This window comes from Rhodanobacter hydrolyticus (assembly GCF_044904645.1).
The window spans coordinates 2421555-2447214 of sequence record NZ_JADIKK010000008.1 but is presented as its reverse complement, the minus strand read 5'-3'; the positions used below and the strand labels follow the sequence as shown (position 1 = coordinate 2447214).

The 25660-nt window shown below is 65.8% G+C and carries 30 protein-coding genes; 9 read left to right on the top strand and 21 right to left on the bottom strand.

Translation table 11 applies throughout. The features are described from left to right. Position 1: 1 nt before the first annotated feature. From ISP25_RS13650 to ISP25_RS13640, 3 genes are all read right to left on the bottom strand, one after another. On the bottom strand, positions 2-364 hold the full coding sequence (locus ISP25_RS13650) for a DUF883 family protein (RefSeq protein WP_404614598.1): 363 nt from the start codon (positions 362-364) through the stop codon (positions 2-4). A 35-nt stretch (positions 365-399) separates the two neighbouring features. Continuing rightward, on the bottom strand, positions 400-558 hold the full coding sequence (locus ISP25_RS13645; protein WP_192159319.1) for a DUF1328 domain-containing protein: 159 nt from the start codon (positions 556-558) through the stop codon (positions 400-402). Positions 559-676: 118 nt separating this feature from the next. Further along, positions 677-1291, bottom strand: a complete 615-nt coding sequence (locus tag ISP25_RS13640; RefSeq protein WP_404614596.1) for a YbhB/YbcL family Raf kinase inhibitor-like protein — start codon at positions 1289-1291, stop codon at positions 677-679. Between the two features lie 485 nt (positions 1292-1776). Between ISP25_RS13640 and ISP25_RS13635 the strand changes: the two genes are divergently transcribed. Both ISP25_RS13635 and ISP25_RS13630 read left to right on the top strand, forming a co-directional pair. Further along, positions 1777-3249, top strand: a complete 1473-nt coding sequence (locus ISP25_RS13635; RefSeq protein WP_404614594.1) for an AAA family ATPase — start codon at positions 1777-1779, stop codon at positions 3247-3249. Next, a complete protein-coding gene (locus ISP25_RS13630) occupies positions 3249-3509 on the top strand; it encodes a DUF3820 family protein (protein ID WP_404616316.1) in 261 nt (86 codons plus the stop codon). Before ISP25_RS13635 ends, ISP25_RS13630 begins: the two co-directional genes overlap by 1 nt. Here ISP25_RS13630 and ISP25_RS13625 read toward each other — a convergent pair. From ISP25_RS13625 to ISP25_RS13615, 3 genes are all read right to left on the bottom strand, one after another. Next, positions 3478-4491, bottom strand: coding sequence for a YheT family hydrolase (locus ISP25_RS13625; protein ID WP_192159172.1), 1014 nt, complete (start codon positions 4489-4491; stop codon positions 3478-3480). The two genes, ISP25_RS13630 and ISP25_RS13625, sit on opposite strands and share 32 nt — an antisense overlap. Continuing rightward, complete coding sequence (locus ISP25_RS13620; protein WP_192159170.1) at positions 4488-5288, bottom strand: lysophospholipid acyltransferase family protein; 801 nt, start codon at positions 5286-5288, stop codon at positions 4488-4490. Before ISP25_RS13620 ends, ISP25_RS13625 begins: the two co-directional genes overlap by 4 nt. A gap of 71 nt (positions 5289-5359) precedes the next feature. After that, positions 5360-5962, bottom strand: coding sequence for a TetR/AcrR family transcriptional regulator (locus ISP25_RS13615; RefSeq protein ID WP_404614591.1), 603 nt, complete (start codon positions 5960-5962; stop codon positions 5360-5362). Positions 5963-6033: 71 nt separating this feature from the next. On the opposite strand from ISP25_RS13615, the gene ISP25_RS13610 reads away from it, so the two are divergent. Continuing rightward, the gene (locus tag ISP25_RS13610; RefSeq protein ID WP_404614589.1) at positions 6034-7317 is read left to right on the top strand and encodes an MFS transporter; all 1284 of its coding nucleotides are present in this window, start codon (positions 6034-6036) and stop codon (positions 7315-7317) included. A gap of 15 nt (positions 7318-7332) precedes the next feature. Here the strand turns inward: ISP25_RS13610 and ISP25_RS13605 are convergent, their stop codons facing one another. Then, on the bottom strand, positions 7333-7809 hold the full coding sequence (locus ISP25_RS13605) for an Lrp/AsnC family transcriptional regulator (RefSeq protein WP_404614587.1): 477 nt from the start codon (positions 7807-7809) through the stop codon (positions 7333-7335). A gap of 133 nt (positions 7810-7942) precedes the next feature. Between ISP25_RS13605 and phhA the strand changes: the two genes are divergently transcribed. Next, positions 7943-8836 (top strand): phenylalanine 4-monooxygenase, encoded by an 894-nt coding sequence (gene phhA / locus ISP25_RS13600; RefSeq protein ID WP_404614585.1) that lies wholly within the window; start codon positions 7943-7945, stop codon positions 8834-8836. Between the two features lie 21 nt (positions 8837-8857). Here the strand turns inward: phhA and ISP25_RS13595 are convergent, their stop codons facing one another. Together ISP25_RS13595 and ISP25_RS13590 are read right to left on the bottom strand one after the other, a co-directional pair. Then, positions 8858-9703 (bottom strand): CPBP family intramembrane glutamic endopeptidase, encoded by an 846-nt coding sequence (locus tag ISP25_RS13595; RefSeq protein ID WP_404614583.1) that lies wholly within the window; start codon positions 9701-9703, stop codon positions 8858-8860. Positions 9704-9854: 151 nt separating this feature from the next. After that, positions 9855-10043, bottom strand: a complete 189-nt coding sequence (locus ISP25_RS13590) for a hypothetical protein (protein ID WP_404614581.1) — start codon at positions 10041-10043, stop codon at positions 9855-9857. Between the two features lie 90 nt (positions 10044-10133). On the opposite strand from ISP25_RS13590, the gene ISP25_RS13585 reads away from it, so the two are divergent. From ISP25_RS13585 to ISP25_RS13575, 3 genes are all read left to right on the top strand, one after another. Next, a complete protein-coding gene (locus tag ISP25_RS13585) occupies positions 10134-11021 on the top strand; it encodes a patatin-like phospholipase family protein (protein WP_404614579.1) in 888 nt (295 codons plus the stop codon). Between the two features lie 411 nt (positions 11022-11432). Beyond that, entirely contained in the window at positions 11433-12368 is a 936-nt protein-coding gene (locus tag ISP25_RS13580) for a GlxA family transcriptional regulator (protein WP_404614577.1), read from the top strand. 291 nt (positions 12369-12659) lie between these two features. Beyond that, on the top strand, positions 12660-13583 hold the full coding sequence (locus ISP25_RS13575) for a VOC family protein (protein WP_404614575.1): 924 nt from the start codon (positions 12660-12662) through the stop codon (positions 13581-13583). Between the two features lie 62 nt (positions 13584-13645). On the opposite strand, the gene ISP25_RS13570 is transcribed toward ISP25_RS13575, so the two are convergent. The 12 genes from ISP25_RS13570 to ISP25_RS13515 all read right to left on the bottom strand — a co-directional run bounded on the left by ISP25_RS13570 (position 13646) and on the right by ISP25_RS13515 (position 23117). Beyond that, the gene (locus tag ISP25_RS13570) at positions 13646-14098 is read right to left on the bottom strand and encodes a VOC family protein (protein WP_404614573.1); all 453 of its coding nucleotides are present in this window, start codon (positions 14096-14098) and stop codon (positions 13646-13648) included. A gap of 94 nt (positions 14099-14192) precedes the next feature. Beyond that, positions 14193-14738, bottom strand: a complete 546-nt coding sequence (locus ISP25_RS13565) for a hypothetical protein (protein WP_404614571.1) — start codon at positions 14736-14738, stop codon at positions 14193-14195. Between the two features lie 205 nt (positions 14739-14943). Further along, positions 14944-15612, bottom strand: a complete 669-nt coding sequence (locus ISP25_RS13560) for an SGNH/GDSL hydrolase family protein (protein ID WP_404614569.1) — start codon at positions 15610-15612, stop codon at positions 14944-14946. Next, positions 15609-16313, bottom strand: a complete 705-nt coding sequence (locus ISP25_RS13555; RefSeq protein WP_404614567.1) for an RES family NAD+ phosphorylase — start codon at positions 16311-16313, stop codon at positions 15609-15611. The genes ISP25_RS13560 and ISP25_RS13555 overlap by 4 nt, the downstream gene beginning before the upstream one ends. An 81-nt stretch (positions 16314-16394) precedes the next feature. Beyond that, positions 16395-16808: an MbcA/ParS/Xre antitoxin family protein gene (locus tag ISP25_RS13550; RefSeq protein WP_192159144.1), complete on the bottom strand. Its 414-nt coding sequence runs from the start codon at positions 16806-16808 to the stop codon at positions 16395-16397. Between the two features lie 76 nt (positions 16809-16884). Then, a complete protein-coding gene (locus ISP25_RS13545) occupies positions 16885-18678 on the bottom strand; it encodes a DUF885 domain-containing protein (protein ID WP_404614565.1) in 1794 nt (597 codons plus the stop codon). After that, positions 18675-20348 (bottom strand): SulP family inorganic anion transporter, encoded by a 1674-nt coding sequence (locus tag ISP25_RS13540; RefSeq protein ID WP_404614563.1) that lies wholly within the window; start codon positions 20346-20348, stop codon positions 18675-18677. Before ISP25_RS13540 ends, ISP25_RS13545 begins: the two co-directional genes overlap by 4 nt. Further along, complete coding sequence (locus ISP25_RS13535) at positions 20345-20959, bottom strand: ParB-like protein (RefSeq protein WP_192159140.1); 615 nt, start codon at positions 20957-20959, stop codon at positions 20345-20347. Before ISP25_RS13535 ends, ISP25_RS13540 begins: the two co-directional genes overlap by 4 nt. Before the next feature lie 88 nt (positions 20960-21047). After that, on the bottom strand, positions 21048-21752 hold the full coding sequence (locus tag ISP25_RS13530) for a helix-turn-helix transcriptional regulator (protein WP_192159138.1): 705 nt from the start codon (positions 21750-21752) through the stop codon (positions 21048-21050). Between the two features lie 54 nt (positions 21753-21806). Then, on the bottom strand, positions 21807-22211 hold the full coding sequence (locus ISP25_RS13525) for a GFA family protein (RefSeq protein WP_192159136.1): 405 nt from the start codon (positions 22209-22211) through the stop codon (positions 21807-21809). Beyond that, complete coding sequence (locus ISP25_RS13520) at positions 22208-22402, bottom strand: hypothetical protein (RefSeq protein WP_404614560.1); 195 nt, start codon at positions 22400-22402, stop codon at positions 22208-22210. Before ISP25_RS13520 ends, ISP25_RS13525 begins: the two co-directional genes overlap by 4 nt. 103 nt (positions 22403-22505) lie before the next feature. Then, positions 22506-23117, bottom strand: coding sequence for a DJ-1/PfpI family protein (locus ISP25_RS13515; protein WP_192159133.1), 612 nt, complete (start codon positions 23115-23117; stop codon positions 22506-22508). A gap of 471 nt (positions 23118-23588) precedes the next feature. On the opposite strand from ISP25_RS13515, the gene ISP25_RS13510 reads away from it, so the two are divergent. Further along, positions 23589-24605 carry a class 1 fructose-bisphosphatase gene (locus ISP25_RS13510; RefSeq protein ID WP_404614558.1) on the top strand — a complete coding sequence of 339 codons (1017 nt, stop codon included), beginning with the start codon at positions 23589-23591 and terminating at the stop codon, positions 24603-24605. Positions 24606-24693: 88 nt separating this feature from the next. Next, positions 24694-25599, top strand: a complete 906-nt coding sequence (locus tag ISP25_RS13505) for a patatin-like phospholipase family protein (RefSeq protein ID WP_404616315.1) — start codon at positions 24694-24696, stop codon at positions 25597-25599. Positions 25600-25660: the final 61 nt, after the last annotated feature.

Sequence of the window (25660 nt, the reverse complement as noted above, 5' to 3'; positions counted from 1 at the left end):
GTCAGCGCCGCAGCAAGCGACCGAGCAACCAGCCCGCGCCCAGTGCGATGGCCACGGACTGCACCGGCTTCTCGCGCACGTAGTCGCGCACCTGCCCCAGCCATTCGTCGGCGCGATCCATCGTGGCGTCGTAGGCGGCCCGACCGCGCTCACCGGCGTCGGCTAGCTTGTCGCTGGCCTGATGCGCGCCCGCAGCTACCTTGTCGGTGGCGCGGTGCAGGCTGGCCTCGATATGGTCGGCGGCGCGATCCACCGCTTCCTTGGTACCTGCCACCGCGCTGGACGTGGCCTGCTTGACGCGCTCGGCACTGTCATCGATGCGGCTGGTGCTGGTGTTGCCGGTGGTTGCGGGATGCTGGTTCATGTTGCCTCCTTGAAGCCATGCCATGGGACGTCGATTCATTTCGCTCGCCGCAGGAACGCGACGATCGCCAAGACCAGGAACGCGACGAACAGGATCTTCACGACAAGCGCCGCCACGCCCCCGATCAAACCACCGAAGCCCAGCGCAGCGGCAACGACGGCAACGATGAGGAAAATCAGCGCGTAGTGAAGCATGGCCTTGCCCTCTTGAACGAATGCCGACCGCGGCGTGTCCTCCGTGCAACGCCATTCATCCACACCGTGCGCCTTCCGGACGTGAAGGCGCAGACTTGCTACGCCTTCATGCCCGCATTCACAACGGATTGATCGTGTAGGTTCCCATCAACTCCGCCTCTGCCAGCACGTGGCCGTGCATCGCCTCACGCAACTGGGCCAGCGTGAAGCCGCCGCGCAGGTCCAGCTTCGCCACATCCAGCGCATGGATGCGGAAGTGGTAATGGTGCACGATGCTGTCGTTCCACGGCGGGCACGGGCCATCGTAGCCGAGGTAATCGCCGCCCATTTCGGCATCGCCGGCGAACCAGCCGGTGTAATCGTTCAAGCCCTGCACGCTGCCCGGCGGCCCAATGGGATCGCGCTTGCCGCGCGGCGTGATGCCGTCACAGCACGAACCTTCGCCGAGCTCCCCGCACTCTTCGGGAATGTTCGCCATCAGCCAGTGAACGAACTCCACGCGCGGCAGGTCGGCCGGTACCACGCGACCCTCCTTGTTCACGTCGTCGCCACAGCTGGGCACGTCGGTGTCGATGCAGGTGAGCACGAAGGAGCGCGTGCCTTCCGGTGCATCCTTCCACGCCAGGTGCGGACTGCGGTTGTCCGACAACGCCACCGGCGCACCGGGTTTGCCGAAGGCATTGGCAACGGGGATAGGCCGGCCATGGGTGAAATCGTCGCTGCGCAGTTGCATGGGAAGCTCCCGGATCGGTGAATCACGGAAGCATGCCGCAAGGCATGCGCGAGCGCATCTGCTGGTCGCGACCTCATACGTCACCCTGTGACCGCGCCCGGCAGGTCGTCGCTCGCCAACACGCTGTGGCCGGGCGGAGCTGCACGTCGTCCGGACGGCCCGGGCTTGTTCGTTCTGCTCGAAGCCGGTGATGTGCGGCTGACAGCCCGCCGCCTTGTTGCCGTCGAGGCGCACCGTCATCGCACGGTGACCGGATTTTCATGCGGTTCCAGACCGTGTTCGGCGATCAGGATCGCGCCCCTGTAGGCCGCCGGAACCTGCCTACCCCCGCAGAAGCGCATGCCGAATGAAGCCAGGTGCGCAAAGTAAAGACAGGAACGAAGGCGGGCGCGTGGCACGTTTCCGGTCGGCCGGAAAAGCCAAGCCTGTACCCATGCCGTATCGCCTAGCGGCTCTGCTAACGTGCGCGCTTCTACGGAGGAAGCATGAGCGAACTGCAAGACCTCACCACCCTGGTGCGCGCCGCCACACCACTGCTGGTGATCGAGACGGTAGACGAGCAGCGCGTGATCGAATGTTTCCGCCACGTGATCGCACAGGCGCTGCATCCGCTATGGTGTTGGACCTTGACCGACGGGCTGCAGCGCCTCGATTTCGCGCGACGCGACACTCAGCCGGCGTCCGATGTCACCAGCACGCTGGAGGCGATCCGTGCCGAACCCGAGCGCGGCATCTACCTGCTGTTCGACTTCCACGGCCTGCTCGGTTACGCAATGAGTCAGCGCCTGCTGCGCGAAATCGTGCAGCGGCAACGTTGTGCTGCACACACCATCGTGCTGATAGGCGCGAAAGTGGAACTGCCGGGCGAGCTGGAAGCGCTGGCGCTGCGCGTTCCGCTGGCGCTGCCCGACCTCAAGGCGTTGGCCGCGATCATGCGCGGCGAGGCGCTGGCGTGGCAGCGCGAGAACAACCGCCGGCTGGAAGTGGACAACGATGCCGCGCGCACCATTGTGCGCAACCTGCTCGGTCTGTCCGCACCCGATGCACGGCGCATCGTGCGCAAGCTGATCTACAACGACGGCGCGCTGGGGCCGGAGGACTTGCCCGAGCTGATGCAATCCAAGTTCGAATTGCTGAATCGTTCGGGCCTGCTGCATTACGAATACGCCACCGCCAGTTTCGCGGACATTGCCGGCGTTTCGCGCGTGCGCGAATGGGTGCAGCGCAGGCGCGCCGTGTTCCTCGCTGCCGAACCCGATCCCGTGTTCGACCCGCCCAAGGGGGTGCTGTTGTTGGGCGTGCAGGGTTGCGGCAAGAGCCTCGCCGCCAAGGCCATCGCCGGCGGCTTCGGCGTGCCACTGGTGCGACTGGATTTCGGTGCGCTGTACGACAAGTACCAGGGCGAGACGGAGAAGAACCTGCGCGAGGCGCTGGCCAGCGCCGAATTGTTGGCACCCTGCGTGCTGTGGATCGACGAGATCGAAAAAGGCCTTGCCAGCGGCGGCGAGGACGGCGGCGTGTCGCGCCGCGTGCTCGGCTACCTGCTGACGTGGATGGCCGAACGCAAGTCGAAGGTGTTCGTGGTGGCCACCGCCAACGCGGTGCACGAGCTGCCCGCAGAACTGCTGCGCAAGGGACGCTTCGACGAGATCTTTTTCGTGGACCTGCCGCGGCCCGAGATGCGCGCGGAGATCTTCGCCATGCACCTGAAACGTCGCCGGCTCGATCCTGCGGCGTTCGACCTGCCTGCGCTTGCCGAAGCAAGCGCGGGATTCTCCGGGGCCGAGATCGAGCAGGCCATCGTCAGCGCACTGTACGACGTCGCCGGTCATGGCGAGCTGGATCAATCCGCTTTGCTCGCCGCGCTGGTGCAAACCCGGCCCCTGTCCGTGCTGATGCGCGAGCAGGTGGAGACATTGCGCGCATGGGCGCAGGGACGTTGCGTGGCGGCGGATTGATGGAAGCCGACGACCTCAAGCGCCTCGTCACCGTGCGCATGCCGTTCGGCAAGTACAAGGGCCACCTGATCGCCGACTTGCCCGGCGCCTACCTCGCATGGTTCGCGCGCAAAGGCTTCCCGCATGGCGAACTCGGCAGACTGCTCGCGCTGATGCTGGAGATCGATCACAACGGCCTGAAGCGGCTGCTCGATCCGTTGCGGGGGGCGCAGAGCGCCGCCCAGGCGGCTAGCGCAATGACCCGTCTGCCACGGCGTTGAATCGCGCCGCAATGTAGTCGTCGGTGAAGCTGGTCATGTCGCGGCCGCGGATGAAACCGCAATGGCCACCATGGTCGGAGATGTCCAGTTCCACGTTCGGCGGCAGGCGCAACTGCTCGAACGCGCCCACCGGGATCACCGGGTCGTCGCGCGCGGTGAGGATGGTGGCAGGGATCTGCATGGCCTGCAGCGCGTCACCGGCCACCGAATAGCCGTCCAGGTATCCCTGCAATGACTGGAAATCGGTATGGCGCAGCACCAGCGACTCGGTGAGGCCACGCAGATTCTGCTTCAGCTCGGTGAGCTCGAAATAATTGTGCTGCGGGAATGCGCTCTGCTTGGCGAGCAGCGATTTGCGCCACTTGCGCACGAAGTAGGCCTGGTAGAACCAGGGTGCCGCCTCTTCCAGCGAGAACAGGCCCTCGCTGGGATCGATGATCGGGCACACCGCCAGCACGTAGCTGAGCGGGATCCCGAGGCGCGAGGTCTGCAATGCCGCGCGCAAGGCGAAGTTGCCGCCCAGCGAGAAGCCGGCCAGCGCCATCGGCCGTGCCGGCCAGCGCGCGGCGATGTCGGCCAGCGCGAGTACTACCTCGTCGAGCCGGCAGGAATGGAAGAGCGCCTCGTTCAACGCATGGCTGTCGCCGTGGTCGCGGAAGTTGAGGCGGAAGATGTCCCAGCCGTCGGCGAGCAGCCGGCTGCCGGTCTGCAGCACGTAGGTGGAGTCGACGCTGCCCTCCCAGCCGTGGAACAGCACGGCAAGGCCGCGTGCCTGGGGGCGGCTTCTCTGTGCGGTGAATGCACCGGTGAGACGCACGCCGTTGCCGCCGTCCACCATCACCGCCTCGGCACCTTCCTGCACGGTCCGCGCGGCGCGCGGCAGCAGCAGGCGGCGTATGCCGCTGGAGGAAAGCATGGTCTGCACATGCCCACTGGTGAGCGGCCATGTCGGACGGAAATCCTTTCCGCACGGCAGGTTCATGCGTTGCGATCCTCCAGCGCCGCGGCTATGCGCTCGCGCGACAGCTCGGCCATCTTGCGGCGCGCGTCGGGGCTGGCCGGCACAGGCTGCAGGAAGTGCACCTCCGCATCCATCGGCGCGCTGCCGAGCAGGCGCAGGAAGTTGCCCATGAAGCTCTCGTGTTCGCGGAAGCCGGCATCGACGATGCGCTTTCCGTCGCGCGCAAAGCGCAACGCCACCGGCTGCAACTGCGTCCCGGCATCCAGCGCCGCCTGGAAGATGCGTGCATGGAACACCTTGAGCACGCCATCGTGGCCCGTGCCGCCTTCGGGGAACACCGCCACCGAACGGCCGACGCGCAGGCGCTCCACCATCACCTGCATCACCGCCGCCAGCGAGTGATTGCTGCCGCGGCGATGGAAGATGGTGCCGCCGCTGGCCGCCAGCCAGCCCACCAGCGGCCACCGCGCGATTTCCGCCTTGGCGACGAAGCAGACCGCACGCTGCGAATGCAGCAGCACGATGTCGATCCACGAGGTGTGGTTGGCCACGAACAGCACCGGGTCCGCCAGCGGCTGGCCCATGCGCACCGAGCGCAGGCCGAAGATGCGCAGCAGGGCGGTGGACCACCAGCGGATCAGCTTGTGCGCAAACGGCTCGCGCCCATCCTTCATCACCTGGTTGCGGTTCCAGCTCATCACGAACGCGGCGAGCAGGATCGCCAGCAGGATATGCAGCAGCAGCAACGGCACCCGCCACAGATAACGCAGCGGTTGCAGTTGGTTGCGTGGGGGCGCGGCGGGGGCGTCGGTGCTCATCAGTCGGTTAGTTTAGCCTCAGTCGGCGATGGGTTTGACCACTCCGCCGCACATGTTCCGCAACCGGCGGCTCAGTTGCCGAGGCTGGCTTCGATCAGGGTTCGCGCTGCCTTGCCGAGCATCCGCGCCGGGCCGCCGCGGCCGAAAGTCTGGCCAGACACATAACTTCCCTCGATCAGCAACAGCAGGCCGTCGGCCAGCGCCTCCGCGTCGCGCGCGCCCATTGCGCGGCACAATTCGCGCAGGCGCTTGCGCAAGGAACGCTTGCTCTCCACTGCCACCTTGTGCGCTGGGTGGTCGCGCTCGGGGTATTCGATCACCGCGTTGGTGAGGCCGCAACCGCGGTAGCCGTCGCTGGAGGCGCGCGAAGCCAGCCCGTCCAGGTAGGCCAGCAGTTGGGCCTTGGGGTCGCCGGGATGTTCCGCCGATGGGGCTTCGAAGACTCGGCAGAAACGCTCGTTGTAATCGCGCAGGTAATCGGCTGCCAGTTCGTCCTTGGATTCGTAGGCGCGGTACAGGCTCGGCTTGGTGACGCCGGCGCGGTTGACGATCTCCTCCACGCCGATGGCGCGGATGCCTTCGCGGTAGAACAGCTCGAAGGCCGTATCGCGGATGCGGTCGGCGGCGCGGGGGCGCGCCTCGGCGCCCTGGGCGGATTTGTTTCGGACGGGCATGTGCGGCACTCGTTGACAATGTTACCGATCGGTACGTATGCTGCGCGAACCACAACGTACCGATCGGTAACATGACTATATCGCGCCCTCGCCTTCGCGGCCAGAACTACGCCTTCGTGGTGGTGGCCGTCGTATTCCTCGCCCTGCTGGTCTCCGCCGGCATGCGCGCCACGCCGGGCGTGCTGATGCTGCCGCTGGGCCGAGCCTTCGGCTGGAGCCGCGACAGCATCTCGGCCGCAGCAGCGGTGGGCATCCTGCTGTACGGCCTGATGGGTCCGTTCGCGGCGGCGCTGATGCAACGCTTTGGTATCCGCCGGGTGTTGATGGCAGCGCTGGCGGTCATGGGCCTCGCCGCCGCATCCAGCGCGCTGATGACGCAGCCGTGGCAGCTGGTGGCAAGCTGGGGCGTGCTGTCTGGCGTGGGCACGGGTTGTGTGGCGGTGGTGCTGGGCGCCACCGTGACCGGCCGCTGGTTCAGCACGCATCGCGGCCTGGTGATGGGCCTGCTTACCGCCAGCACCGCCACCGGCACGCTGATCTTCCTGCCCGGGCTCGCGGCGATCTCGGAATATGCCGGCTGGCGCGCGGTGGTGCTATTGCTCGCCGTATTGTGTGCGGTGCTGATCCCGGTGGTGCTGTGGCTGTTGCCGGAGCGGCCTGCCGACATCGGCCTGACCCGCTATGGCGCGCCGTCCGGCGAACCCGCCGACGTCGGCATGCCTGCCGGCAATCTGCTCGCGCTCACGTTGGGCGCATTGCAGCGGGCCAGCCGCAGCGGCGCGTTCTGGCTGCTGTTCGCCACCTTCTTCGTATGCGGTTTCACCACCAACGGCCTGATCGGCACCCATTTCATCGCGATGTGCGGGGACCACGGCATTCCCGAGGTGCGCGCGGCCAGCCTGCTGGCAATGATGGGCATTTTCGACCTGGTCGGCACCACGGCTTCGGGCTGGCTTACCGACCGGGTCGATCCGCGCAAGCTGTTGTTCGCCTATTACGGGTTGCGTGGCCTGTCGCTGATCTACCTGCCCTACTCCGATTTCTCGCTGCAGAGCCTGTCGCTGTTCGGCGTGTTTTACGGGCTGGACTGGATCGCCACCGTGCCGCCCACGCTGCGCCTCGCCACCGAATCCTTCGGCGAGCGCGACGCGCCGGTGGTGTTCGGCTGGGTGGTCGCAGGCCATCAGGTCGGCGCTGCCGTCGCAGCCTTCATGGCCGGCGTGTTGCGCGTGCAGCTGGGCAGCTACCTGATGCCGTTCGTGATCGCCGGCGCGAGCGGTGTGGTCGCGGCCTTCCTCGCGTTGCGCATCCGCCGCGCGCGCTGCGACCTTGCGCCGGCGCTGGAAGCGGCCTGAACACCTGCTCGCGATCTAGCGTTCCAACTGCGTCAGCGGCAGCGACGACGAGCGCTTCACCGTGCGCAGCACGAAACTGGAATTGACGTCGGCCACGCCGGCGTCGTTGAGCAGGCGATCGAGCAGGAAGCGCGAGAAGTCGGCGAGATCGGCCACGAAGACGTGCAGCAGGTAATCCATGTCGCCGGTGAGTGCATGGCAGGCCACCACTTCGTCCCAGCCGCTGATGCGTTCCACGAAGCGTTCGATCATCGCCGCTTCGTGCTTCACCAGCTGCACGCGCACGAAGGCCTGCAGGCCCAGCCCCACCACCTGCGGATCCACCTGCGCGGCGTAGCCCGTGATGACCTTGTCCGCCTCCAGACGCTGCAGTCGGCGCAGACAGGCGGACGGCGACAGGTTCACCCGTTCGGCCAGCTCGGCATTGGTGATGCGACCCTCGGTCTGCAGCACGGCGAGCAGGCGCAGGTCGATGCGATCCAGCGCTGTCATGCACGATACCTCGACATAATCATCTTTGAATGCATGAATATTGTGCCATCAACCTAACGATGCGCAATATTGCAAGCTTCGTGCGACAGCTTCGCCGTATGCTCATTGCGTCCATCCCACCCGGCCGCCCACCATGGAAAACACCACACCCCGCAAGGTCGAACACCAGCAGACCGATCGCGGCTACATCCCGGTCTACGCCACCGGCGTGGTGGAGCAGCCGTGGGACAGCTACTCGCGCGCCGACCACGAGGTGTGGGACACCTTGTACAAGCGCCAGCGCGAATTGCTGCCCGGGCGCGCCTGCAAGGAATTCCTCGCCGGCGTGGAGCGCTTCGGCCTGGGCGATGGCGGCATCCCGAAGTTTTCCGAACTCAACAAGGTGCTGGCCGAGGCCACCGGCTGGGAGCTGGTGGCGGTGGAAGGCCTGCTGCCGGACGAGGTGTTCTTCGACCACCTCGCCAACCGCCGCTTCCCGGTGAGCTGGTGGATCCGCAAGCCGGAGCAGCTCGACTATCTCAGCGAGCCCGACCTGTTTCACGACCTGTTCGGCCACGTGCCGCTGCTGCTCAACCCGGTGTTCGCCGACTACATGCAGGCCTATGGCCGCGGCGGCATGAAGGCCTTCGCGATCGGCCCCGAGGCGCTGATGAACCTCACGCGCCTGTACTGGTACACGGTGGAATTCGGCCTGATCCACACCGACGAAGGGATGCGCATCTACGGCGCAGGCATCGTCAGCTCCAAGGGTGAGTCGATCTACTGTCTGGACTCGCCCGCTCCCAACCGCATCGGTTTCGGCCTGGAACGCGTGATGAGCACGCGCTACCGCATCGACACCTTCCAGCAGACCTACTTCGTGATCGACAGCTTCGAGCAGCTGTTCGAAGCCACCCACCCGGATTTCACGCCGATCTACGCGAAGCTCAAGGCCGAGCCTGCGCATGCCGCTGCCGATGTGCTGGACGGCGACCGCGTCTTCAACCGCGGCACGCGCGAAGGGTTTGCAACCGGCGCAGACGCCTGAGCGGTCCAGTGTCGAGCGCCGTCACCCTTCTTCCGCGCTCGCGGCGGGAAGGGCGGCTGTGCTGCGGTAACACCTCGACGCGAGCGCCACCGCCGCCGCCGCACCCAGCGCCAGCAATGCGAACACGATGAAGCCACGCTCGTTGCGCTGGGGTGAGCGATCCACCAGTACGAACAGGTTGAGGGTGAGATTGAGCGTGGTGTGGAACAGCAGTGTCGCCAGGATGCTCTTGCCTGTGCTCTCGTAGGCCCACACGAACAGCACGCGCAACGCGACCGCGAAGATCGCAAACGCCCAGAATGGCAGGAACGACTGCGTCACTCCCACGATGAAGAACAGCGGCAGGTGCCAGCAGGCCCAGATCACGCCCAGCATGACCGCTGCCGGCAGCAGACGCCGGCCACGCTGCAGGTTGTCGATTGCATAGGCCCAACCGAACTCCTCGTTCACCGCGCCGCCCATGAACAGCATCATCGCGAACAACAGCGGAATCTGCCCTGCCGGTACAGCCAGTGCAAAAGCAGGGCCGCCAAGCGACGCATAGACCCATGCCGCGACCAGCCCCAGCGCCGGTATCAGCAACAGCGCTGCCAGCAGGTAGCGCAAGGCGATCCGCCAGCGCAGGGCACGCGAAGCGAAGCGCCCCAGTGCCGACCAACCGCCGTCGCGAAGCAAGGCGATGAAGACAGCCAAGAATGGCGCATACGAGCCGGCGATCAGGAAGGCCATCTGCGCGCCGCCGGATACCGTTAGCACACCGCGGCTGCCCAGCAGCGGCACCAGCCAGAAGCCCCAGGCGATCACAAAGGCGAGCGGGAAAAATAGCCGCAGCGATCTCTTCGATGAAACACCGACAGACATCTTCATGGGCAGTGCGTCCAGGCAGGGTGGCTTCGATCGATTACGGACGTACGTGTCGTGCAATCACCGACCGGAGGCATGCTGCCATCACGATGCGCCTCCGCACCAGGACGCGCCATTGTCGACATGACCGACGCCGGGCCGAGCGTGCCGGAGGTCACTGTCCGAGCCCATCCCTGTCGCCGCGCTTCGGTTCGCCCACCCCGGACACCTGCCTGCGCCACGCCAGTGGATCGGTTTGCAGTTCACCCGGTCGGTTCTCCTGGCGCTGCACTCCGGCCATGGAGATCGTGAAAAGATCTCCGGCCGACATCGCAACGCCCGAACCGGCAAGCGGGCCGTCCATATGCCAATTTATTCGCATGCCGGACTTGTACCTTGTCGTCCATGCCGCCATGCGCGGATTACGCATCTCAACCCACGCAGGGAAGCCGCCATGCACATTGAATCGCTCGCCAGCCTCGACCTTGCCTCCATCGACACCCTGATCTTCGCCGGCGGCGGCAACCGCTGCTGGTGGCAAGCAGGCGCGATCTCGCATTTGCTGGCGCAACATTGGCGATTACCCGCGCAGCTCGTGGGCACCAGCGCAGGCGCCGCCGTTGCCGCCGCCTTTCTCACCAGCGGGCCGCAAGTCGCGCTTGCAAGCTGCCAGCGCCTGTATGCCGGGCAAGCCCGCATGTTCGAATGGCGTGGCCTGCTGCGCGGGCGACTGCGTTACGCGCACCGCCATATCTATCCGGCATGGCTGGCCAGCTTCATCGATGCCGACCATTTTCGGGCGCTGCGACAATCGAAGCATCGCCTGCAGGTGGCGATCACCCGTCCGGCGCGCTGGCTGGGACTGCATGGCTCCATCGGAATCGCCACACTGGCCTATCTGGCGGACAAGTTCCTGCGCGGGCCCCTGCACTCCGGGCTACCGCACCGACTTGGCCTGCGACAGGAATTCCGTGCACTGCACGACTGCAGCAACCTGGGCGAAGCTCACGCATTGCTGACGGCTGCAGGTGCCGCACTTCCTTTCATTCCCGCGCGACGCATCGACGGCGAATACGCATTCGATGGTGGCTATACCGACAACGCGCCACTTCCGCCGCAAAGCGACCATGAGAAAGTGCGTACTCTCGTGTTGCTGACCCGCCACTACCCGAAGTTGCCTTCCCTGTTCCGCGCCAACGGGCGCAACTACTGGCAACCCGGCACGCGTATTCCGGTGAGCATGCTCGACTGCACCGTGCGCGCCACCGTGCTCGATGCATGGGCGATGGGGGAGCGCAACGCGCGCGAAGCACTCACAAACGGCGGACTACGTGTTGGGTGAAGCACTCATTCATGCCTCGTCGCGAAAGTTTTCGATGGTGGCCAGGTGTTCAACCGCTGCACATACGAAGCGTTTGCTGCCAGCGCGGGCATCGACTTTTCAACACCACGCGTCATTCTGGTGAAATCCGAGGCATTGGGCGCGAACGCAGACTCTGGCCGGGTACCGTTTCGGATTCGGCTCGGTGCGACGCCAGGGCCGGTTGCTTGATGGCACCGGCAACGCCTGCTTCGGGCTGCGCAGAGCGGATATTCCGAACTGCTCCTGTGCTCCCGTATTTCCGTCGCGTTATCGGCTTCCGGGGGAACCCGGAGGCGCACTGCCCAAGCGGCTCAGGCCATCAGTCACCTTGACGCCTGCGCCATGGTTGCGCCAGTTTCCGGGCATTGAATCAAGTCATTGACGGCTGCCATGCGACGCGAGATCGCCATCGTCGTTTTCCCCGGGTTCCAACTGCTGGATGCCGCCGGCCCGGTGGCCGTGTTCGAGATGGCGGAACGTTTCCGGCCGGACAGCTATGCGATCAACGTGCTGGCCCCCGGCGGCGGGATTGTGCGCAGCTCGTCGGGTGTTTGCCTGGCAGCAGCGCCAATGGAATCGGGGCGTTTCGATACGGTCATCGTCTCGGGCGGCAATCTGGCCCAGGTCGAGGAAAACCAGGCCGGCATTGTGGCCTGGCTCGGCGACGACGCCTGGCGCCGCGTGGCCGGAGTCTGCTCAGGCGCATTCTTCCTGGCGGAGGCCGGACTGCTCGACGAGCGGCGCGCCACCACCCACTGGGCCGCGGCCGAACGCTTTCGGCTGCGCTATCCCAAGGTGCAGCTCGATGCCGACCGGATGTTCGTCAGGGATGGCGATGTATGGACTTCGGCCGGCATTTCCGCCGGGATCGATCTTGCGCTGGCCCTGGTGGAGGATGACCTCGGACCCGGCATCGCGCGAAGTGCGGCCCAGCAGCTCGTCGTGCATCAGCGACGGCATGTGGGGCAGTCGCAGTATTCCGTGCTGGTGGAACAGGGCGGCAAGACCGGGCGGTTCGGCGAGCTGGTCCGCTGGATGCGCGCACGCATCGCCGAACCGATGCCGGTCGATCGGCTGGCCGAGCGCGCCGCGATGAGCCCTCGGCATTTTGCCCGCGCCTTCGCGGCCGAAATCGGCGCGACGCCGGCGAAGGTGGTGGAAGGCTTGCGACTGGAAGCTGCCCGCGTCGCAGTCGAGACCAGCCATCTGCACATGGATCACATTGCCGCCTCGACGGGCTTTGGCGACGCGAGCCGCATGCGCCGCGCCTTCGTGCGCGCTTTCGGTGCATCACCCCAGTCGCTGCGCCGCGGCGCCGGCGCCTGATTGCCGCAACGGTCGTGGCGACTTCCCGCGTTGACCGTTTTTGTCCGGAAATTGTCCTTGCGGCCGAGTCGCCCGACCCTCGATAAAAGAGCGCAGCGGTCGAACAACACGCCTGCTGATCAACCAGGTGCCAGGCATCGTTGCGCCTGCGGCCACGACAGTCATGAGACTCGCGGCCAACGCAAGGAAACCGCTCTCCACGTAAGGACCCATATGCGCTTGATCCCGCTTCTTTCCGCATGGCTTCTGTGTGTCGGCGCCGCGCAGGCTGCCACAACGACACCTGCACCAATGAATACCGGCACCCGACTCGACCACATCTTGCTGTGGGGACGCGGGATCGACCAGGTCACCTCGGTCATGGCCGTCAAGCTGGGTTTCCAGGTGCGTCCAGGACGGGATCCGGGCGGCGTAGCCAATCGCTATATCCGGCTCTCGGATGGCAGCTTCATCGAACTGTTGGGCATCACCCGCCCGGATCCTGCTTTCGATCCAGGCATGAAGCAGGACCAGGAAGCCCTGAAGGGCGGCCCAGGCTCACGCACATTTGGCTTCCGTACCTCGTCGCTCGACGCCATTCACACCACGCTGCAGGCACTGCATTACGCCGTTACGCCGTTCTTTTCCGGCCCGGACGGTGCGAAGCCGGGCTGGCGCCTGTTCGCCTTCGACCATGCGCCGCTGTCGAGCAACACCTTCTTCATCGATTACGCCGCCGACTACGCGCCCGACCAGTTCGACCCCGGCAATGCCGACGACTACCGCGTAACGCGCGAGCACCCCAACGGGGCACGCGAACTCTCGGCAATATGGCTGGTGTCCGGGGATGCCGACGCCGATCGCCGGCAACTGGAGAAAATGGGCTTCGGACATGCGGTGCCGGTGAAGTTGCCCGAAGTCGGTGCGACGGGATTCTGCATACCAGTCGGACCGACCGCGCTGCTGGCACTTCAGCCCGAAGGACCGGGCCTTGCCAAGCGAGTCATGGCAGGGGGGCCGCGCATTCTGGGCGTCAGCTTCGGGGTGGCCGATCTAGAGCGCGCGCGACGCTGGGTCGAGCGTGGCTACGAAGGCAAGCTGGCAAGCTATCGCGGGCTGTCCGGCGAATCCTTCCTGGCCCCTACGCAGGACGATCTCGGCCTTTCCATCGAGTTCCATGCCATGGAGCCGGACAACCTGCCCTGCGCAGCGACGAAAGCCTCGCACGATATGTGAGGCAGCAAGCACCGAAGCAGATCGGCCAGGTTGCAACGCCAGGTGCACGTCGCACCCACCGACTAGTGCTTGGGTTCCCACAGTTCGACCTTGTTCCCTTCGGGATCCAAAATCCACGCGAAACGGCCGTTCGGATCGCTGTCATCACGCTTGAGGACCGCAACGCCTTTGGAACGCAACCTCGCGAGCAACGCGTCCATATCGTCCACGGCATAGTCGATCATCAATCCGCTCGTCGACGGCGCGAAGTATTTCGTCGATGCGGGAAACGCATTCCAGGCGAGCGCGGGAGGATGCTTGGGCGCGTCATAGCGGAGGGTCGCACCGCCCCACGTTTCTACCGGCATGCCAAGGACATCGCGATACCACGCTGCAAGCGCCTTGGGGTCTTTCGCCTTGAAAAAGACCCCGCCGACACCGGTGATGTGCCCGGCCGGAGGCGCGGATGCCGCCTGCGCCAGGCCGGTTATTGGGAGCGAGGCCAGACATAGCAAGAGAATCGGTCGCCGCTTCATCTATGTACTCCCGGTTCGCATGGCTTTCGCAATCCGCGTGCTCAATCAATCCCACCGAATGCCCATGACGCGATCGGGATGAAAGGGCAATCCGCTAACGGTTCTGGTTCGGAACCATATGATCTTCCGTCAGGTGGATCACGGTGGGGTACGCATGTGCCAACAGGGGATATCTGCTGGCCACGACCGGTAGCCAACGCTGCGATTGATCACCCACCCGGAAACCGAAAGTCGGCATGCCGCCCGGCTTATGGAAACTATTCAGGGTAAGCAGCAGATCACCGACATAATTGATTTTTCCGGGCTCGATGGTGAAGGGCATGCGATATGACGTCGACCCTCCGGCGACAGACCCCAGCTCCAAATCTGTCCAGCTGTAATCCCCCGCCGGAAGCTCAATCACGATGAGGTTGCTCCGCTGGGGAAGATTGAGAGTTGTCGCCGAAGAAAAGCCATGGAGCTTGTCGACTTTGATGCTCACAGGCGGATACGCCACACCGCCTACCGACCATACAAAAACGTTGGCGACCATGATGCCGATCCCTGGGGGCAGAGCCGCGGTGTCTTTCATGACCGGCGCTGTCGCGCAGCTGGCGAGCAGCATGACCAGCGGCAAGAGCCATAGCTTGCGTAACGACATATTTTCCCCTGTGTGTTCGCCGTACTTCCATGGTATCGGCAGCCGGTGTCCGAGTCAGGTATCTGAGGACTTCGTTAGAGCGAGAAAGCCGCGGCACGTTCGCCAGTCATCCTGGCTCTCCGCCAATGTGACTAGCCTCGTTTCGACTCCCGCCATGCGCCGAGGGTGACCGTGCTGAGCCGGTCAAGCTTCACGCAAACCCGCATCACCGCCCGTGCGCATCCACCCACGGACGCACGATGCCGATCCACAGTTCATAGCCTGTGCGGTTTATGTGCAGACCGTCCTGTATGAACCACCTGGCCTGCGGCTGACCGTCCTTGCCCAGCATCGGCGTGAAGATGTCCAGGTAGGAAACCTGCTTCTGCGTGGCTGCGTATTCGCGTACCAGTGCGTTCGCCTCGCGGATCTTCGGCAGCAAGGCCTTGCGCGCCATGCTGGGCTTGATCGCTATGAAGGCGATGGGCACGCCGGGATCGACGGCGCGAGCCTTGCGCACGAAGGCCGCAAAGTCGTCGCGCACCTGCTGCGGACTGTTGCCGGCTTCGATGTCGTTGTCGCCTGCGTACATCACAATGGCGCGTGGGTGATACGGAGCCACGATGCGGTCGGCAAAGAACGTGCTGTCGGCAATCTCCGAGCCGCCGAAGCCGCGGTTGATCGTGGACACCTCGGGGAAATCGCTTGCCAGCGTCTTCCAGAACCGGATCGACGAACTGCCGATGAACAACACCGCGCCCGCGGGCGGTGGTTGCGCATGGTCCGCCTGCTCGAACGTCGCGATATCGGCGTTCCACTGCGTGTGGTCATGGGCCATGCGCGCGGAAGCGCACAGCGGCAGCAGGGCAAACAACAAGATCAGCCCGTGTTTCATCGTGCCTTCCGTGGGATGCTTCGTGCGAGTTCCGACACTTCCAGCACCCGTGCAATGCGCTTACCGTCCCACCGATAGATAAGGTGCTGCGCCTGCACGCAGGGTGCGACCACGTCGGGCTGGAACGCGGCCACGCATTCGCCGCCATGGTCGCGCACGCTGTCGTACACGATGCCGTTGGACCCGGCATCGCGCAGCGTGCGCGCGAGTTTGACGCTGGCCGTATAGGAATCGGCATCGTGTTCCTTCTTCCAGCCGTCCCGGATGTCGTGCAGGCGGCTGTCGATCCGGGTGCTATAACAGCGCATCTGGATTTCGCAGGCCGGTTCGTGGGTGGCTGCGAGGAAGCGTTCGCGGTGGTAGACGGTTTCCTCCACTGCCGTCGCCACGCTGTGCGCGGCGTAGAAGACGCCCCAGTTTCCGTCGGAAAAGCGGCTGCCTTCCGGGTTCAGATGCGTGAACGCCGCCATCACCGGGGTCGAGCCAGGACCGCTGATGCGGTGCTCCTTCGCCACCAGCTTCAGCACGCCAGCCTCCTCGCGAAGACGCGGGTTGGTCAACGCCTCGATCGCGAACACTGCATCGAGATCTGCCGGATCGGCAATGCGGTCATACACGCCAACCGGCGGAAAGCGGCTGGGCACGATGCGATAGGCGTGGCTCCAGCGGATGCGACGGACGGGCGGCAGATCGGCAGGCATCACTGTTGTCCGTATCGTTCCTGTAGGCCGGGAGAGCGAGCGTGCTATCAGGCGGTCTCGCGGAACGCGATTGGCATCGCTTCAGCCGCGCTGCGCGTCCAGGTACTGGCGTACCACGAACAGGTCGGCCACGTTGCCCGACAGCATGCGTTCCAGTGCCGAGTGGCCGCCAAACAGCGACGCCGCATTCGGCTTGCGCAGCCAAGCGTCGGCCTGTGCCGGGTCGGGGAATAGGATCTGCAGCGCCTTCCAGATGCCGAGCAGGTAGCTAATGCGCTCCAAGGTGTCGCGACCGAGGCCGCCGGTCTGCTCGCGCTTCCACTTGTAGAACGTGGATTCGGGTGGATCGCCGAGCAGCTTGCGCTGTTCGGCGACCCGCAGATCCCAGTGCTCGGCAACGCGGAAGAAGCTGCGCAGCGCAGCCCCCCCCCATGCCGCGTCAGTGGGGACGTAGTGCGGCGCGGTTTCGGCGATGTGGCCGGCATGTGCGTTCATGTCGAAACTCTCCATGTGAAGCACATGTGCAATTTACTGCAAAATGGCAGGAACGTCCAAAACGGCTCGTACCGGTTCAGGAAGCGCCTGACGTGCTTTTGCCTTTCGCGCAATCGCAACCGAAACCCGGCTCCGGACCGCCGTCCTGGATGAACTTGTCGATGCGCTGTTCCAGCACGGGCAGCGGCACTGAGCCGGTGGAGAGCACGGTGTCGTGGAAGGCGCGGATATCGAACTTGTCGCCCAATGCCTTTTCGGCCTTGGCGCGCAGCCGAAGGATGGTCAGGTAGCCCAGTTCGTAGCTGTCGGCCTGGCCCGGCCAGCTGATGTAGCGGTCCACCTCGTTGTCGATTTCCAGCGGGCTGAGCGCGGTGTTGCCGGTGAGGTAGTCGATGGCCTGCTGGCGCGTCCAGCCCAGGTGGTGGATACCGGTATCGACCACAAGACGGCAGGCGCGCCACATCTGGTAGGTGAGGTAGCCGAACTGCTGCCAGGGCGTCTGGTAGATGCCCATCTCGTTGCCGAGGTATTCGGAATACAGGCCCCAGCCCTCGCCATAGGCGGAGATGTAGCCGTCGCGGCGGAAGGCGGGGAAATCGTGCTGCTCCTCGGCCAGCTCCAACTGCAACGAATGGCCGGGGTAGCTCTCGTGCAGGGTCAGCGCCGGCATGTTGTACAGCGCGCGCGACTTCAGATCGTAGGTGTTGACCAGGTATGCGTCCGCGCCGCCGCGGCCGGAGGTGTAGTACGGCGCGATGTCGGCCGGCACCGGCACGATGGTGAAGCGCAGGCGCGGCAGGTGGCCGAAGAAGCGGGACATCTTGCCGTCCACTTCCTTCGCCACCCACGCGGTCTTGTCCAGCAGCTCCTGCGGCGTCTTGGCGTAGAACTGCGGATCGGTGCGCAGGTAGTTGAGGAAGTCGGCAAAGCTGCCCTTGAAGCCGGTCTGCTTCATCACGTCCAGCATCTGCGCATGGATCTTCGCCACCTGGTCCAGGCCGATCTGGTGGATCTGGTCGGGCGAAAGGTCGAGCGTGGTGTATTCGCGGATCTGCTGGCGATAGAACGCCTTGCCGTCGGGCAAGTCCTCGGCGGCCAGCGTGGTGCGCGCCTGCGGCACATATTCGTTGTCGAAGAACTTCAACAGGCCGGCGTAGGCCGGGATCACCTGGTCGCGGATGCGTTGCAGCGCTTCGCCGCGCAACGCCTGCGCCTGGTCGTCGGAGATGCTCGCGGGCATCTGCTCGAATGGCGCGTAGAAGCTGCTGGCCGTGGGATCCGTGATGCTCGCGACGGCGGCGATGGACTTGTCGCGGCCCGCCAGCACTGCACGCGGCACGCTGAAGCCGCGCTTGAGGCCCAACCGCATGTTGTCGATCTGCTGCTGGAAGTAGTGCGGGATCTGGCCAAGGCGGTCGAGATAGCGGCGGTAGTCGTCCGCGGTGCGCAGGTGATCGCCGCCCAGATCGTCGCCGATATCGCTCCAGAACGCCGAATCGCTGTTGAACGGCATCTGCCAGTTCATGAATTTCTGATCGGCGACGAAGTTGCGGATCTGCTCGCGATACACCGCGTAATTCTCGCGGTTTTCCGGCGAAAGCTGGCTGACGTCAATGGCACGGAGTTGCTTGAGCACCTGCTGCCAGTAGTCGAGCCGCTGCTGCTGGCTGGCGGCGTCCACGGCATCCAGGCGGCCATTGTTCGGCTGCGCTTCGCCCGAAGCGCTGATGCCGGCCTGCCCAGTGCGCCAAGCCCATTCGTCGGTGTAGACCTGCTTGAAATGCGCATTGGCGTCCTGCCCCGCCCATGCCGGCGCGGTCAGCGCCAAGCCAAGCGCCAGCCATTGCAGGTTCGTAACGATCTTGTTCACTGCGTGGGTGTCCCGTTCGGTTGTTGCGCGGAGCTTGAAGGGGTCGCCGTGACGGCATCCTCTACGCTCCAGTAATCAAGTGCTTGCGGCGGAAGCTGGGGGAGTGCCGCGCGCAACAGCAAATCATGCACGCTGTCCTTGAGCCGCGCCACCCGCAGCACGATGCCGCGCGCGCCCAGCCATGCAGCGAAGTCCGCCAGGGCCTCCAGCGCGGTGCTGTCCAGATCGGGCGACTCCTCCAGGCTGAGCACCACCGCAGGCCCGTCGGCATGGCTGGCGACCCGCTGCCGCGCCAACGCCAGGATCGATTCCGCGTTGGCGAAGAACAGCGGCTCTTCCGGTCGCAGGATTAGCATGCCGGGTGGCGGCAACGCGGCCGGGTGTTCATCCACGCCCACGAAATCATGGCTGCCGGGCAACTTGCCCAGCACGCTGAGGCGTGGCGTGGCGAGCTGGCGCAACAACATCACCAGGCTGAAAGCGATGGCCACCAGCAAGCCATTGAGAATGCCCAGCGCCAGTACGGCAACCACCGCAGCCAGCGCCACCAGGCGGTCGCGCCGCCACTGCAGGTACGGTTTGAACACCGACAGCCGCCACGACTTGCTCACCGCATGGATCACGATGGCCGCCAATACCGGTTCGGGAATCCGCTCGATCCAGCGCAGCAGCAAGAGAACCATCACCAGCAACGTCGCCGCCGCGACCAGGCCGGCCAGTCGCGAACGCGCGCCGGCGGCTTCGTTGGCCGAGGTACCGGAATAACCCGCACCCAGCGGCATGCCGTGCAACAGGCCCGAGAGCGCGTTCGCCAAGCCGATCACCAGCAGGTCGCGGTTCGCCTCCACCGTATCGCCATGCTTCAGCGCGAATGCGCGGATCGCGCCGTACGACTCTGCGTACAGGACCAGCAGCAGCGCCACGGCCAGTTCGATGCTGGGCAGCCATTGGTTGCCGGTCGGCCATGTCGGCCAGCCCCATGCCGGAGCGAGGTTGATCGCGCCGGTCAACGCCACGCCGTGCGCTGCCAGCCAGCCGGAAGCGGCCACACCCAGCACGATCACGAGCAGACTGCCGGGCAGGCGCCGTACGTGTTCGCACAGGAACAGCAGCAACAGCGCGATCACACCGGCGCCTGCCGTAGCCGGCTGGATGAGGTGGATCGCCTGCAGCAAGGTCGCCAGCAGCAGCGGCACGAAATCGCCGTGCAGGCCTGGCAACCCGAACAGATTCGGCAACTGCTTCAGCGCGATGACGCAGGCCAGGCCGAAGGTGAAACCGCGCAGCACGGGTCGCGCGATCAGCTGCGACAGGCCACCCAGCCGCGCCGCGCCTGCCAGCAGGAAACAGCCGCCGGTGAGCAGCACCAGGGTCGCCGCCACTGCTGCGCGCGAAACCGCATCCGGGCCGGCCAGCGCCAGGGTGCCCGCAGCCAGCACCGCCGCCGAGGACGACGTGGCCGAGACGATGGCGTAACGGCTACGGCCGAGCAGGCCGTAACAGACCAGGCCGACGAACAGCGCGATCACGCCGGCCTGCGGCGGCAGGCCGGCGATGCCCGAGTACGCCACGGCCTCGGGCAACAGCAGGCCGGCGATCGACAGGCCGGCCAGCACATCGGCGCCGCGGTTGGCGCCAGGCGTGGCGGGGGCGGCCGCCGTCGCGTTCATCCGATCGTGCCGCTCCAACCCGGCAGATAGGCCGTGTCCTGGCTGTGTGCAAGCAGCAGCGCCTGCTGCATCGCCTTCGCGCCGATCTTGCCGCCCGGCAACTTCAGGTGGCGGCGATAGAAGTCCGCCCAAAGGAATTCGGCGTACGGCACCGCGTCCTTGGCGCAACCGCCGGCCATGCGCACCCGCGCGGCAAGTGTGCGGTAGGGGTCGTCGGCCATGTCGGCCAGGCTGGCCGGGATGGCGGTGTAGTCCACACGGGCGCCGTGCTGGTCGTAGGGATGCGCCCAGCGGTTGAACTCCATCGTGCGCCAGAACACGTCCGGGGCCAGCCAGGAGAAATCACGCTGGATCATGACCGGCACGCTCTTCACGCGCTCCTCCTGCAGGGCTAGGCCAAGATGGTGATGATCGACGATATAGACCTGGTGCTTCGGCCCGAGAACGCCGGGGAACCAGTGCGATTCGAGCAGTTCCTTGCGCTTCTTCTTGCCAAGCTCCTTCCATTGCGCACGCTTGGCTGCGACCTCGGCCTTGCCCACGGTCAGCTGGGTCGGGCGCAGCTTGGCCGGGGCGACCGACAACAGGGGATGACGTACGGTTGCCGACATGGCTCGATTCCTCCGCGGATGCAGTGCCGCGAGCGTACCTGAGCGCACGCACCGATGGGGCTTGCATCGCACGAGCTCGCGTCGAGGCTTATTCCAAGCCGGTGTAATTCCCGCCAACCGCCTGCAGGTAGGCCTCCAGGTTGCGGCCAGGCCGATCGTCGAAGCGCTCGCCGGAAGCGATGCAGAGCACGATGCGATCCGGGCGGAAATTGCGGAAGCCTTCGCGCAGCCGGCACCACGCGCCCAGTGTCCACTTGCCGCCCCAGAACGCGAGGCACAAAGGTTCGATCTCGCGCTCGCTGGCCTTGCCGGCTTCGTCGCTGTACTCCATGCGCAACACATGGCGCGCTTCGATGGCCGCATGCAGCGAATCGATCCGCGCGGCGAAATCGGCCTTGCCCTGGTCGCGCCACACCGGCGCGTAGATGCGGGTGCGCGAGGCGCGCTCGCGCAGCTCGGGTGGCAGTACCGCCTCGATCTTCAGCAACGCCGCCTGCGCGCCGGCAGCCAGGCGGTCGCCCGCGAAGGCACGCACGAAGCGCGTGCCCACCACCAGTGATTCGAGTTCGTCGGCGGTGAACATCAGCGGCGGGATGTCCGAGCCCTTGCGCAGCACGTAGCCCACGCCGGCCTCGCCTTCGATGGGCACGCCGGAGAGCTGCAGGTCGGCCACGTCGCGGTAGACCGTGCGCAGCGACACGCCCAGCGTCTCGGCGAGGTTGCGCGCGGGCAGCGCAGTACGGCGTCCGCGCAAGGCGTGGATGATGAGGAACAGGCGGTCGGCGCGTCGCATCGTTTCATGGTGGCTTGCCTGCGCGGCGGCGACCAGTGCCTGCCGTCACATGCCTCAGAGATGCCGCGTTTCGGCGGGCGGGTTCATCCAGTTGTCGGCGCGGCCATCGCACCAGCGCAACGGCGCGTCGATCAGCTCCTGCGGCTCGACATCGTCGAGGCAGGCGAGATTGACCGCCACGTAGTCGCCGCCGATCTGCTCCACGTAACCGCGCCCGAACGCCCGCACGCCGCAGTTCCGGCAGAACAGGTGGTGCGCGCTCAATGTGCCGAACTGGTAGTCGGACAGCGCGTCCTCGCCGCTCAACAGGCGAAAATCCTGCGGCTTGACGGTGACGCCCCACCAGCGCGTCTTGGCGCAGATGGAGCAATTGCAGCGGCCGGTGCCCGCGGCGAGGTCGAGATCGGCTTCGTAGCGCACTGCACCGCAGTGGCAGCTGCCGTGGTAGGTCTTCTTCATGGCTTGTTCTCCGTGGAGGCGACGACGTGGCGCAGGCCGGTCAGCGCCGCCAGCAACATGCGCCGACGCGGGGTTCCGGGTTTGCGCGCCGTGGCCGATGGCAGGCGGTATTGCCCATCCAGCAACAGGCCTCGCAGGTAGAGCGGCCGATAAGCCATCAGCACGCGATCAATCGTGGATTTGTTCGTCATGGCGTGAGCTCTGCTCGAAAGTGCGGCCAGATGGCCGTGATTGGACCAGCGGAATCGGACTGCTTTCCCGAAGCGTGGTCAGGTCGGGCGCAGGCGCCATTCCTCAAGCGGCAACCGCCGTGGCGCCGGCCAGCCACGGTGGCGGCAGGGCATGCTTGTAGAGGCGAAACCAGTGTTCGCGGTCGCTGGCGCTGTAGAGATCCAGCGTACGGATCACCTCGCGTGCGAATTCCACGCTGCCGAGCTCGCTGGCGGTGAGCGTGCCGCCGTCGCTCACCGCGAGCACGTTGGCATCGTATTGTTCGGCGCCGCGGTAATCCGGCACATGCATGGCAATGTGGCCAGCGTGGTTGCCGGTGTGCCGGCAGTGGTCGAGCAGGCCGGCACGAGCCAGTGCCAGCACCCCGCCATCGATGCCGGCCACCGGCGCGCCGGCCGCATGCACGCGGCGCGCGGCGGCCACTGCGGCCAAGCCTTCGCCGCGCGTCCACAGGTGGCCGCCGGGCAGGATCAGCAGTGCCGCACGGGCAAGGTCGATCTGGGCCAGCGTCGACTCGGGTTGCACCACAAGGCCACCCATCGAGGTCACCGGCGCCATCGAGAAGCCGACTGCCTGTACGCGCCAGTCGCCGGGGCGGCGGATCTCGCACAGCGCCAAAGCAGCCTGCCAATCGGCGTAGCCGTCGAAAACGAGAAAATAAACCGTGTCGCGCATGCCATTCCCTCCTTGATTGGAAGTACAGGATGCGCGGGGGCTGCTGACACCCTTGTGTCAGCAGCCCGGGGCCGGTTCAAAGATTCTCAGAGCCTGTTCACGATTTCCCCATGGCCCGCGCCGTGAGCTGTTTGCGCGCGGGTCGAGGAAGAACGGAGCGTGCGGGGAGAGTCCATGGATGGGCTCGGCCATGAGGAGCGAAGAGTGGACGTCCGTCCGCGACCGAGTGATGACACCGGCCTGCGCGCAAACAGACCCAGCCCTGCGGGCTGCCTTGCCGTGGCCGCCATGCGGCGACGCGCAGTTTGACCTGCCCGCCAGGCGCTGCGCCGCGCACGACCACCCGACGGCCACGGCAAGGCAACGCGGACCATGGAGAGGTGGCGGATGGGCTCTCAGGCATGGCGCAGTTCAGGCTAAGCCCGGACAATGCGCGCACCACCTCGTTTGCCACCCTGCCACGGACATCCCATGAAACCCGTCTCGCTCATCCAGTTCCTGATCGAGGAACGCCGCGCCGGCCACATCAACACCGAGCTTTCGCTGCTGATCGAAGTGGTCGCCCGCGCCTGCAAGCGCATCGGCGTGGCCACCGGCAAGGGCGCGCTGGGCGGCGTGCTGGGTGCGGCTGGCACCGACAACGTGCAGGGCGAGGCGCAGAAGAAGCTGGACGTGATCTCCAACGAGATCCTGCTGGAAGCCAACGCCTGGGGTGGCCACCTCGCCGCCTGCGCGTCGGAAGAAATGGAGGACCCGCAACCCATCCCCGACATGTACCCGAAAGGCCAGCACCTGCTGTTGTTCGACCCGCTGGACGGCAGCTCGAACATCGACGTGAACATCTCGGTGGGCACGATCTTCTCGGTGCTGCGCTGCCCGGACGACGTCACCGAACCGAAGGCCGAGCACTTCCTGCAGCCGGGCACCACCCAGCTTGCCGCCGGCTACGTGGTGTACGGCCCCAGCACCCTGCTGGTGCTCACCTTCGGCCACGGCACGCACGAGTTCACGCTGGACCGCGAGATCGGCAGCTTCATCCTCAGCCGCCGCGACATCCGCATCCCGGAACAGACCGGCGAGTTCGCCATCAACATGTCCAACCAGCGCCACTGGGAAGCGCCGATGCAGCGCTACATCGGCGAACTGCTGGCCGGCAACGACGGCCCGCGCGGACGCGACTTCAACATGCGCTGGGTGGCCTCGATGGTGGCGGACGTGCACCGCATCGTCACCCGCGGCGGCGTGTTCTTCTACCCGCTGGACGCCAAGATCAAGAGCAAGGGCGGCAAGCTGCGCCTGATGTACGAAGCCAACCCGATGGCCTTCATCGTCGAGCAGGCCGGTGGCGCAGCCACCACCGGGCGCGAACGCATCATGGAAGTGCAACCGACCGGCCTGCACCAGCGGGTGCCGGTATTCCTGGGCTCCAGCCAGGAAGTGGAACAGGCCACGCGCTACCACCGTGAGGCGGACAACGCGCAGGGTTGACGCTTCGCCGCCTGTTCCGCGCCCTGAACGTGCCACAAGCCGACCGTAGGCTTCCGGCACGCCCGACTTCTCCCGCGTGACTCCATCGATGCCGTTCCGCCGCCTGCTCCTGCCACTGCTCGCCGCGCTCGCGCTGGGTGCCTGCACCCACGCGGCCAAGCCCGTGCCGCCACCGGCGATTCCGCCACCGCCGCCGCCGAAGCTCAAGATCGGCCTGGCCCTGGGTGGCGGTGCAGCGAAAGGCTTCGCGCACATCGGCGTGATCAAGATGCTGGAAGCCAGCGGCATCCATCCCGATGTGGTGGCTGGCACCAGCGCCGGCAGCGTGGTGGGGGCGCTGTACGCCAGCGGCATGGATCCGTTCCAGTTGCAGGAGACCGCATTCGGACTGGACGAATCGAAGATCCGCGACGTGCGGCTGTTCTCCGATGGCCTGGTGCAAGGCAAGGCGCTGCAGGATTACGTGAACCAGCTGGTGCACAACCAGCCCATCGAGCGGCTGAAGCTGCCGTTCGCGGCGGTCTCCACCCAACTGGAAACCGGCCAGCGCACGGTGTTCGTGAGCGGCAATACCGGCCAGGCCGTGCGTGCTTCCTCCAGCATCCCCGGCGTCTTCGAGCCGGTGGAGATCCGCGGCATGCACTACGTGGATGGCGGCGTGGTGAGCCCCATCCCGGTGGACGCTGCGCGCCAGCTTGGCGCGGATTTCGTGATCGCGGTGGACATCTCGGCCGCGCCGGGCGGCACGAACCCGCAAGGCATGTTCAACATCATGGGCCAGTCGATCACCATCATGGGCCGCGAACTGGCCAAGCAGGAGATCGCCCGCGCCGACGTGGTGATCCACCCCGATCTCAGCGGTATCGGCCCCGCCGATTTCGAGCAGAAGAACCTGGCCATCCTCGCCGGCGAGAAGGCTGCGCTGGCGGCGATTCCGGAGATCCGCGCCAAGCTCGCCGCGCGGGAAGCCGCCCAGCTCGCCGCCAAACCCTGACGATCCGCACATGGTGCGCCGCCGCCTGCGGTTGTAGCGTGGCGGTTTCCCCCGCACCCGG

Coding starts and splice junctions, on each gene's coding strand:
- ISP25_RS13650 (WP_404614598.1), bottom strand. CDS start 364: ATGAACCAGCATCCCGCAACCACCGGCAACACCAGCACCAGCCGCATC.
- ISP25_RS13645 (WP_192159319.1), bottom strand. CDS start 558: ATGCTTCACTACGCGCTGATTTTCCTCATCGTTGCCGTCGTTGCCGCT.
- ISP25_RS13640 (WP_404614596.1), bottom strand. CDS start 1,291: ATGCAACTGCGCAGCGACGATTTCACCCATGGCCGGCCTATCCCCGTT.
- ISP25_RS13635 (WP_404614594.1), top strand. CDS start 1,777: ATGAGCGAACTGCAAGACCTCACCACCCTGGTGCGCGCCGCCACACCA.
- ISP25_RS13630 (WP_404616316.1), top strand. CDS start 3,249: ATGGAAGCCGACGACCTCAAGCGCCTCGTCACCGTGCGCATGCCGTTC.
- ISP25_RS13625 (WP_192159172.1), bottom strand. CDS start 4,491: ATGAACCTGCCGTGCGGAAAGGATTTCCGTCCGACATGGCCGCTCACC.
- ISP25_RS13620 (WP_192159170.1), bottom strand. CDS start 5,288: ATGAGCACCGACGCCCCCGCCGCGCCCCCACGCAACCAACTGCAACCG.
- ISP25_RS13615 (WP_404614591.1), bottom strand. CDS start 5,962: ATGCCCGTCCGAAACAAATCCGCCCAGGGCGCCGAGGCGCGCCCCCGC.
- ISP25_RS13610 (WP_404614589.1), top strand. CDS start 6,034: ATGACTATATCGCGCCCTCGCCTTCGCGGCCAGAACTACGCCTTCGTG.
- ISP25_RS13605 (WP_404614587.1), bottom strand. CDS start 7,809: ATGACAGCGCTGGATCGCATCGACCTGCGCCTGCTCGCCGTGCTGCAG.
- phhA (WP_404614585.1), top strand. CDS start 7,943: ATGGAAAACACCACACCCCGCAAGGTCGAACACCAGCAGACCGATCGC.
- ISP25_RS13595 (WP_404614583.1), bottom strand. CDS start 9,703: ATGAAGATGTCTGTCGGTGTTTCATCGAAGAGATCGCTGCGGCTATTT.
- ISP25_RS13590 (WP_404614581.1), bottom strand. CDS start 10,043: ATGGACGGCCCGCTTGCCGGTTCGGGCGTTGCGATGTCGGCCGGAGAT.
- ISP25_RS13585 (WP_404614579.1), top strand. CDS start 10,134: ATGCACATTGAATCGCTCGCCAGCCTCGACCTTGCCTCCATCGACACC.
- ISP25_RS13580 (WP_404614577.1), top strand. CDS start 11,433: ATGCGACGCGAGATCGCCATCGTCGTTTTCCCCGGGTTCCAACTGCTG.
- ISP25_RS13575 (WP_404614575.1), top strand. CDS start 12,660: ATGAATACCGGCACCCGACTCGACCACATCTTGCTGTGGGGACGCGGG.
- ISP25_RS13570 (WP_404614573.1), bottom strand. CDS start 14,098: ATGAAGCGGCGACCGATTCTCTTGCTATGTCTGGCCTCGCTCCCAATA.
- ISP25_RS13565 (WP_404614571.1), bottom strand. CDS start 14,738: ATGTCGTTACGCAAGCTATGGCTCTTGCCGCTGGTCATGCTGCTCGCC.
- ISP25_RS13560 (WP_404614569.1), bottom strand. CDS start 15,612: ATGAAACACGGGCTGATCTTGTTGTTTGCCCTGCTGCCGCTGTGCGCT.
- ISP25_RS13555 (WP_404614567.1), bottom strand. CDS start 16,313: ATGCCTGCCGATCTGCCGCCCGTCCGTCGCATCCGCTGGAGCCACGCC.
- ISP25_RS13550 (WP_192159144.1), bottom strand. CDS start 16,808: ATGAACGCACATGCCGGCCACATCGCCGAAACCGCGCCGCACTACGTC.
- ISP25_RS13540 (WP_404614563.1), bottom strand. CDS start 20,348: ATGAACGCGACGGCGGCCGCCCCCGCCACGCCTGGCGCCAACCGCGGC.
- ISP25_RS13535 (WP_192159140.1), bottom strand. CDS start 20,959: ATGTCGGCAACCGTACGTCATCCCCTGTTGTCGGTCGCCCCGGCCAAG.
- ISP25_RS13530 (WP_192159138.1), bottom strand. CDS start 21,752: ATGCGACGCGCCGACCGCCTGTTCCTCATCATCCACGCCTTGCGCGGA.
- ISP25_RS13525 (WP_192159136.1), bottom strand. CDS start 22,211: ATGAAGAAGACCTACCACGGCAGCTGCCACTGCGGTGCAGTGCGCTAC.
- ISP25_RS13520 (WP_404614560.1), bottom strand. CDS start 22,402: ATGACGAACAAATCCACGATTGATCGCGTGCTGATGGCTTATCGGCCG.
- ISP25_RS13515 (WP_192159133.1), bottom strand. CDS start 23,117: ATGCGCGACACGGTTTATTTTCTCGTTTTCGACGGCTACGCCGATTGG.
- ISP25_RS13510 (WP_404614558.1), top strand. CDS start 23,589: ATGAAACCCGTCTCGCTCATCCAGTTCCTGATCGAGGAACGCCGCGCC.
- ISP25_RS13505 (WP_404616315.1), top strand. CDS start 24,694: ATGCCGTTCCGCCGCCTGCTCCTGCCACTGCTCGCCGCGCTCGCGCTG.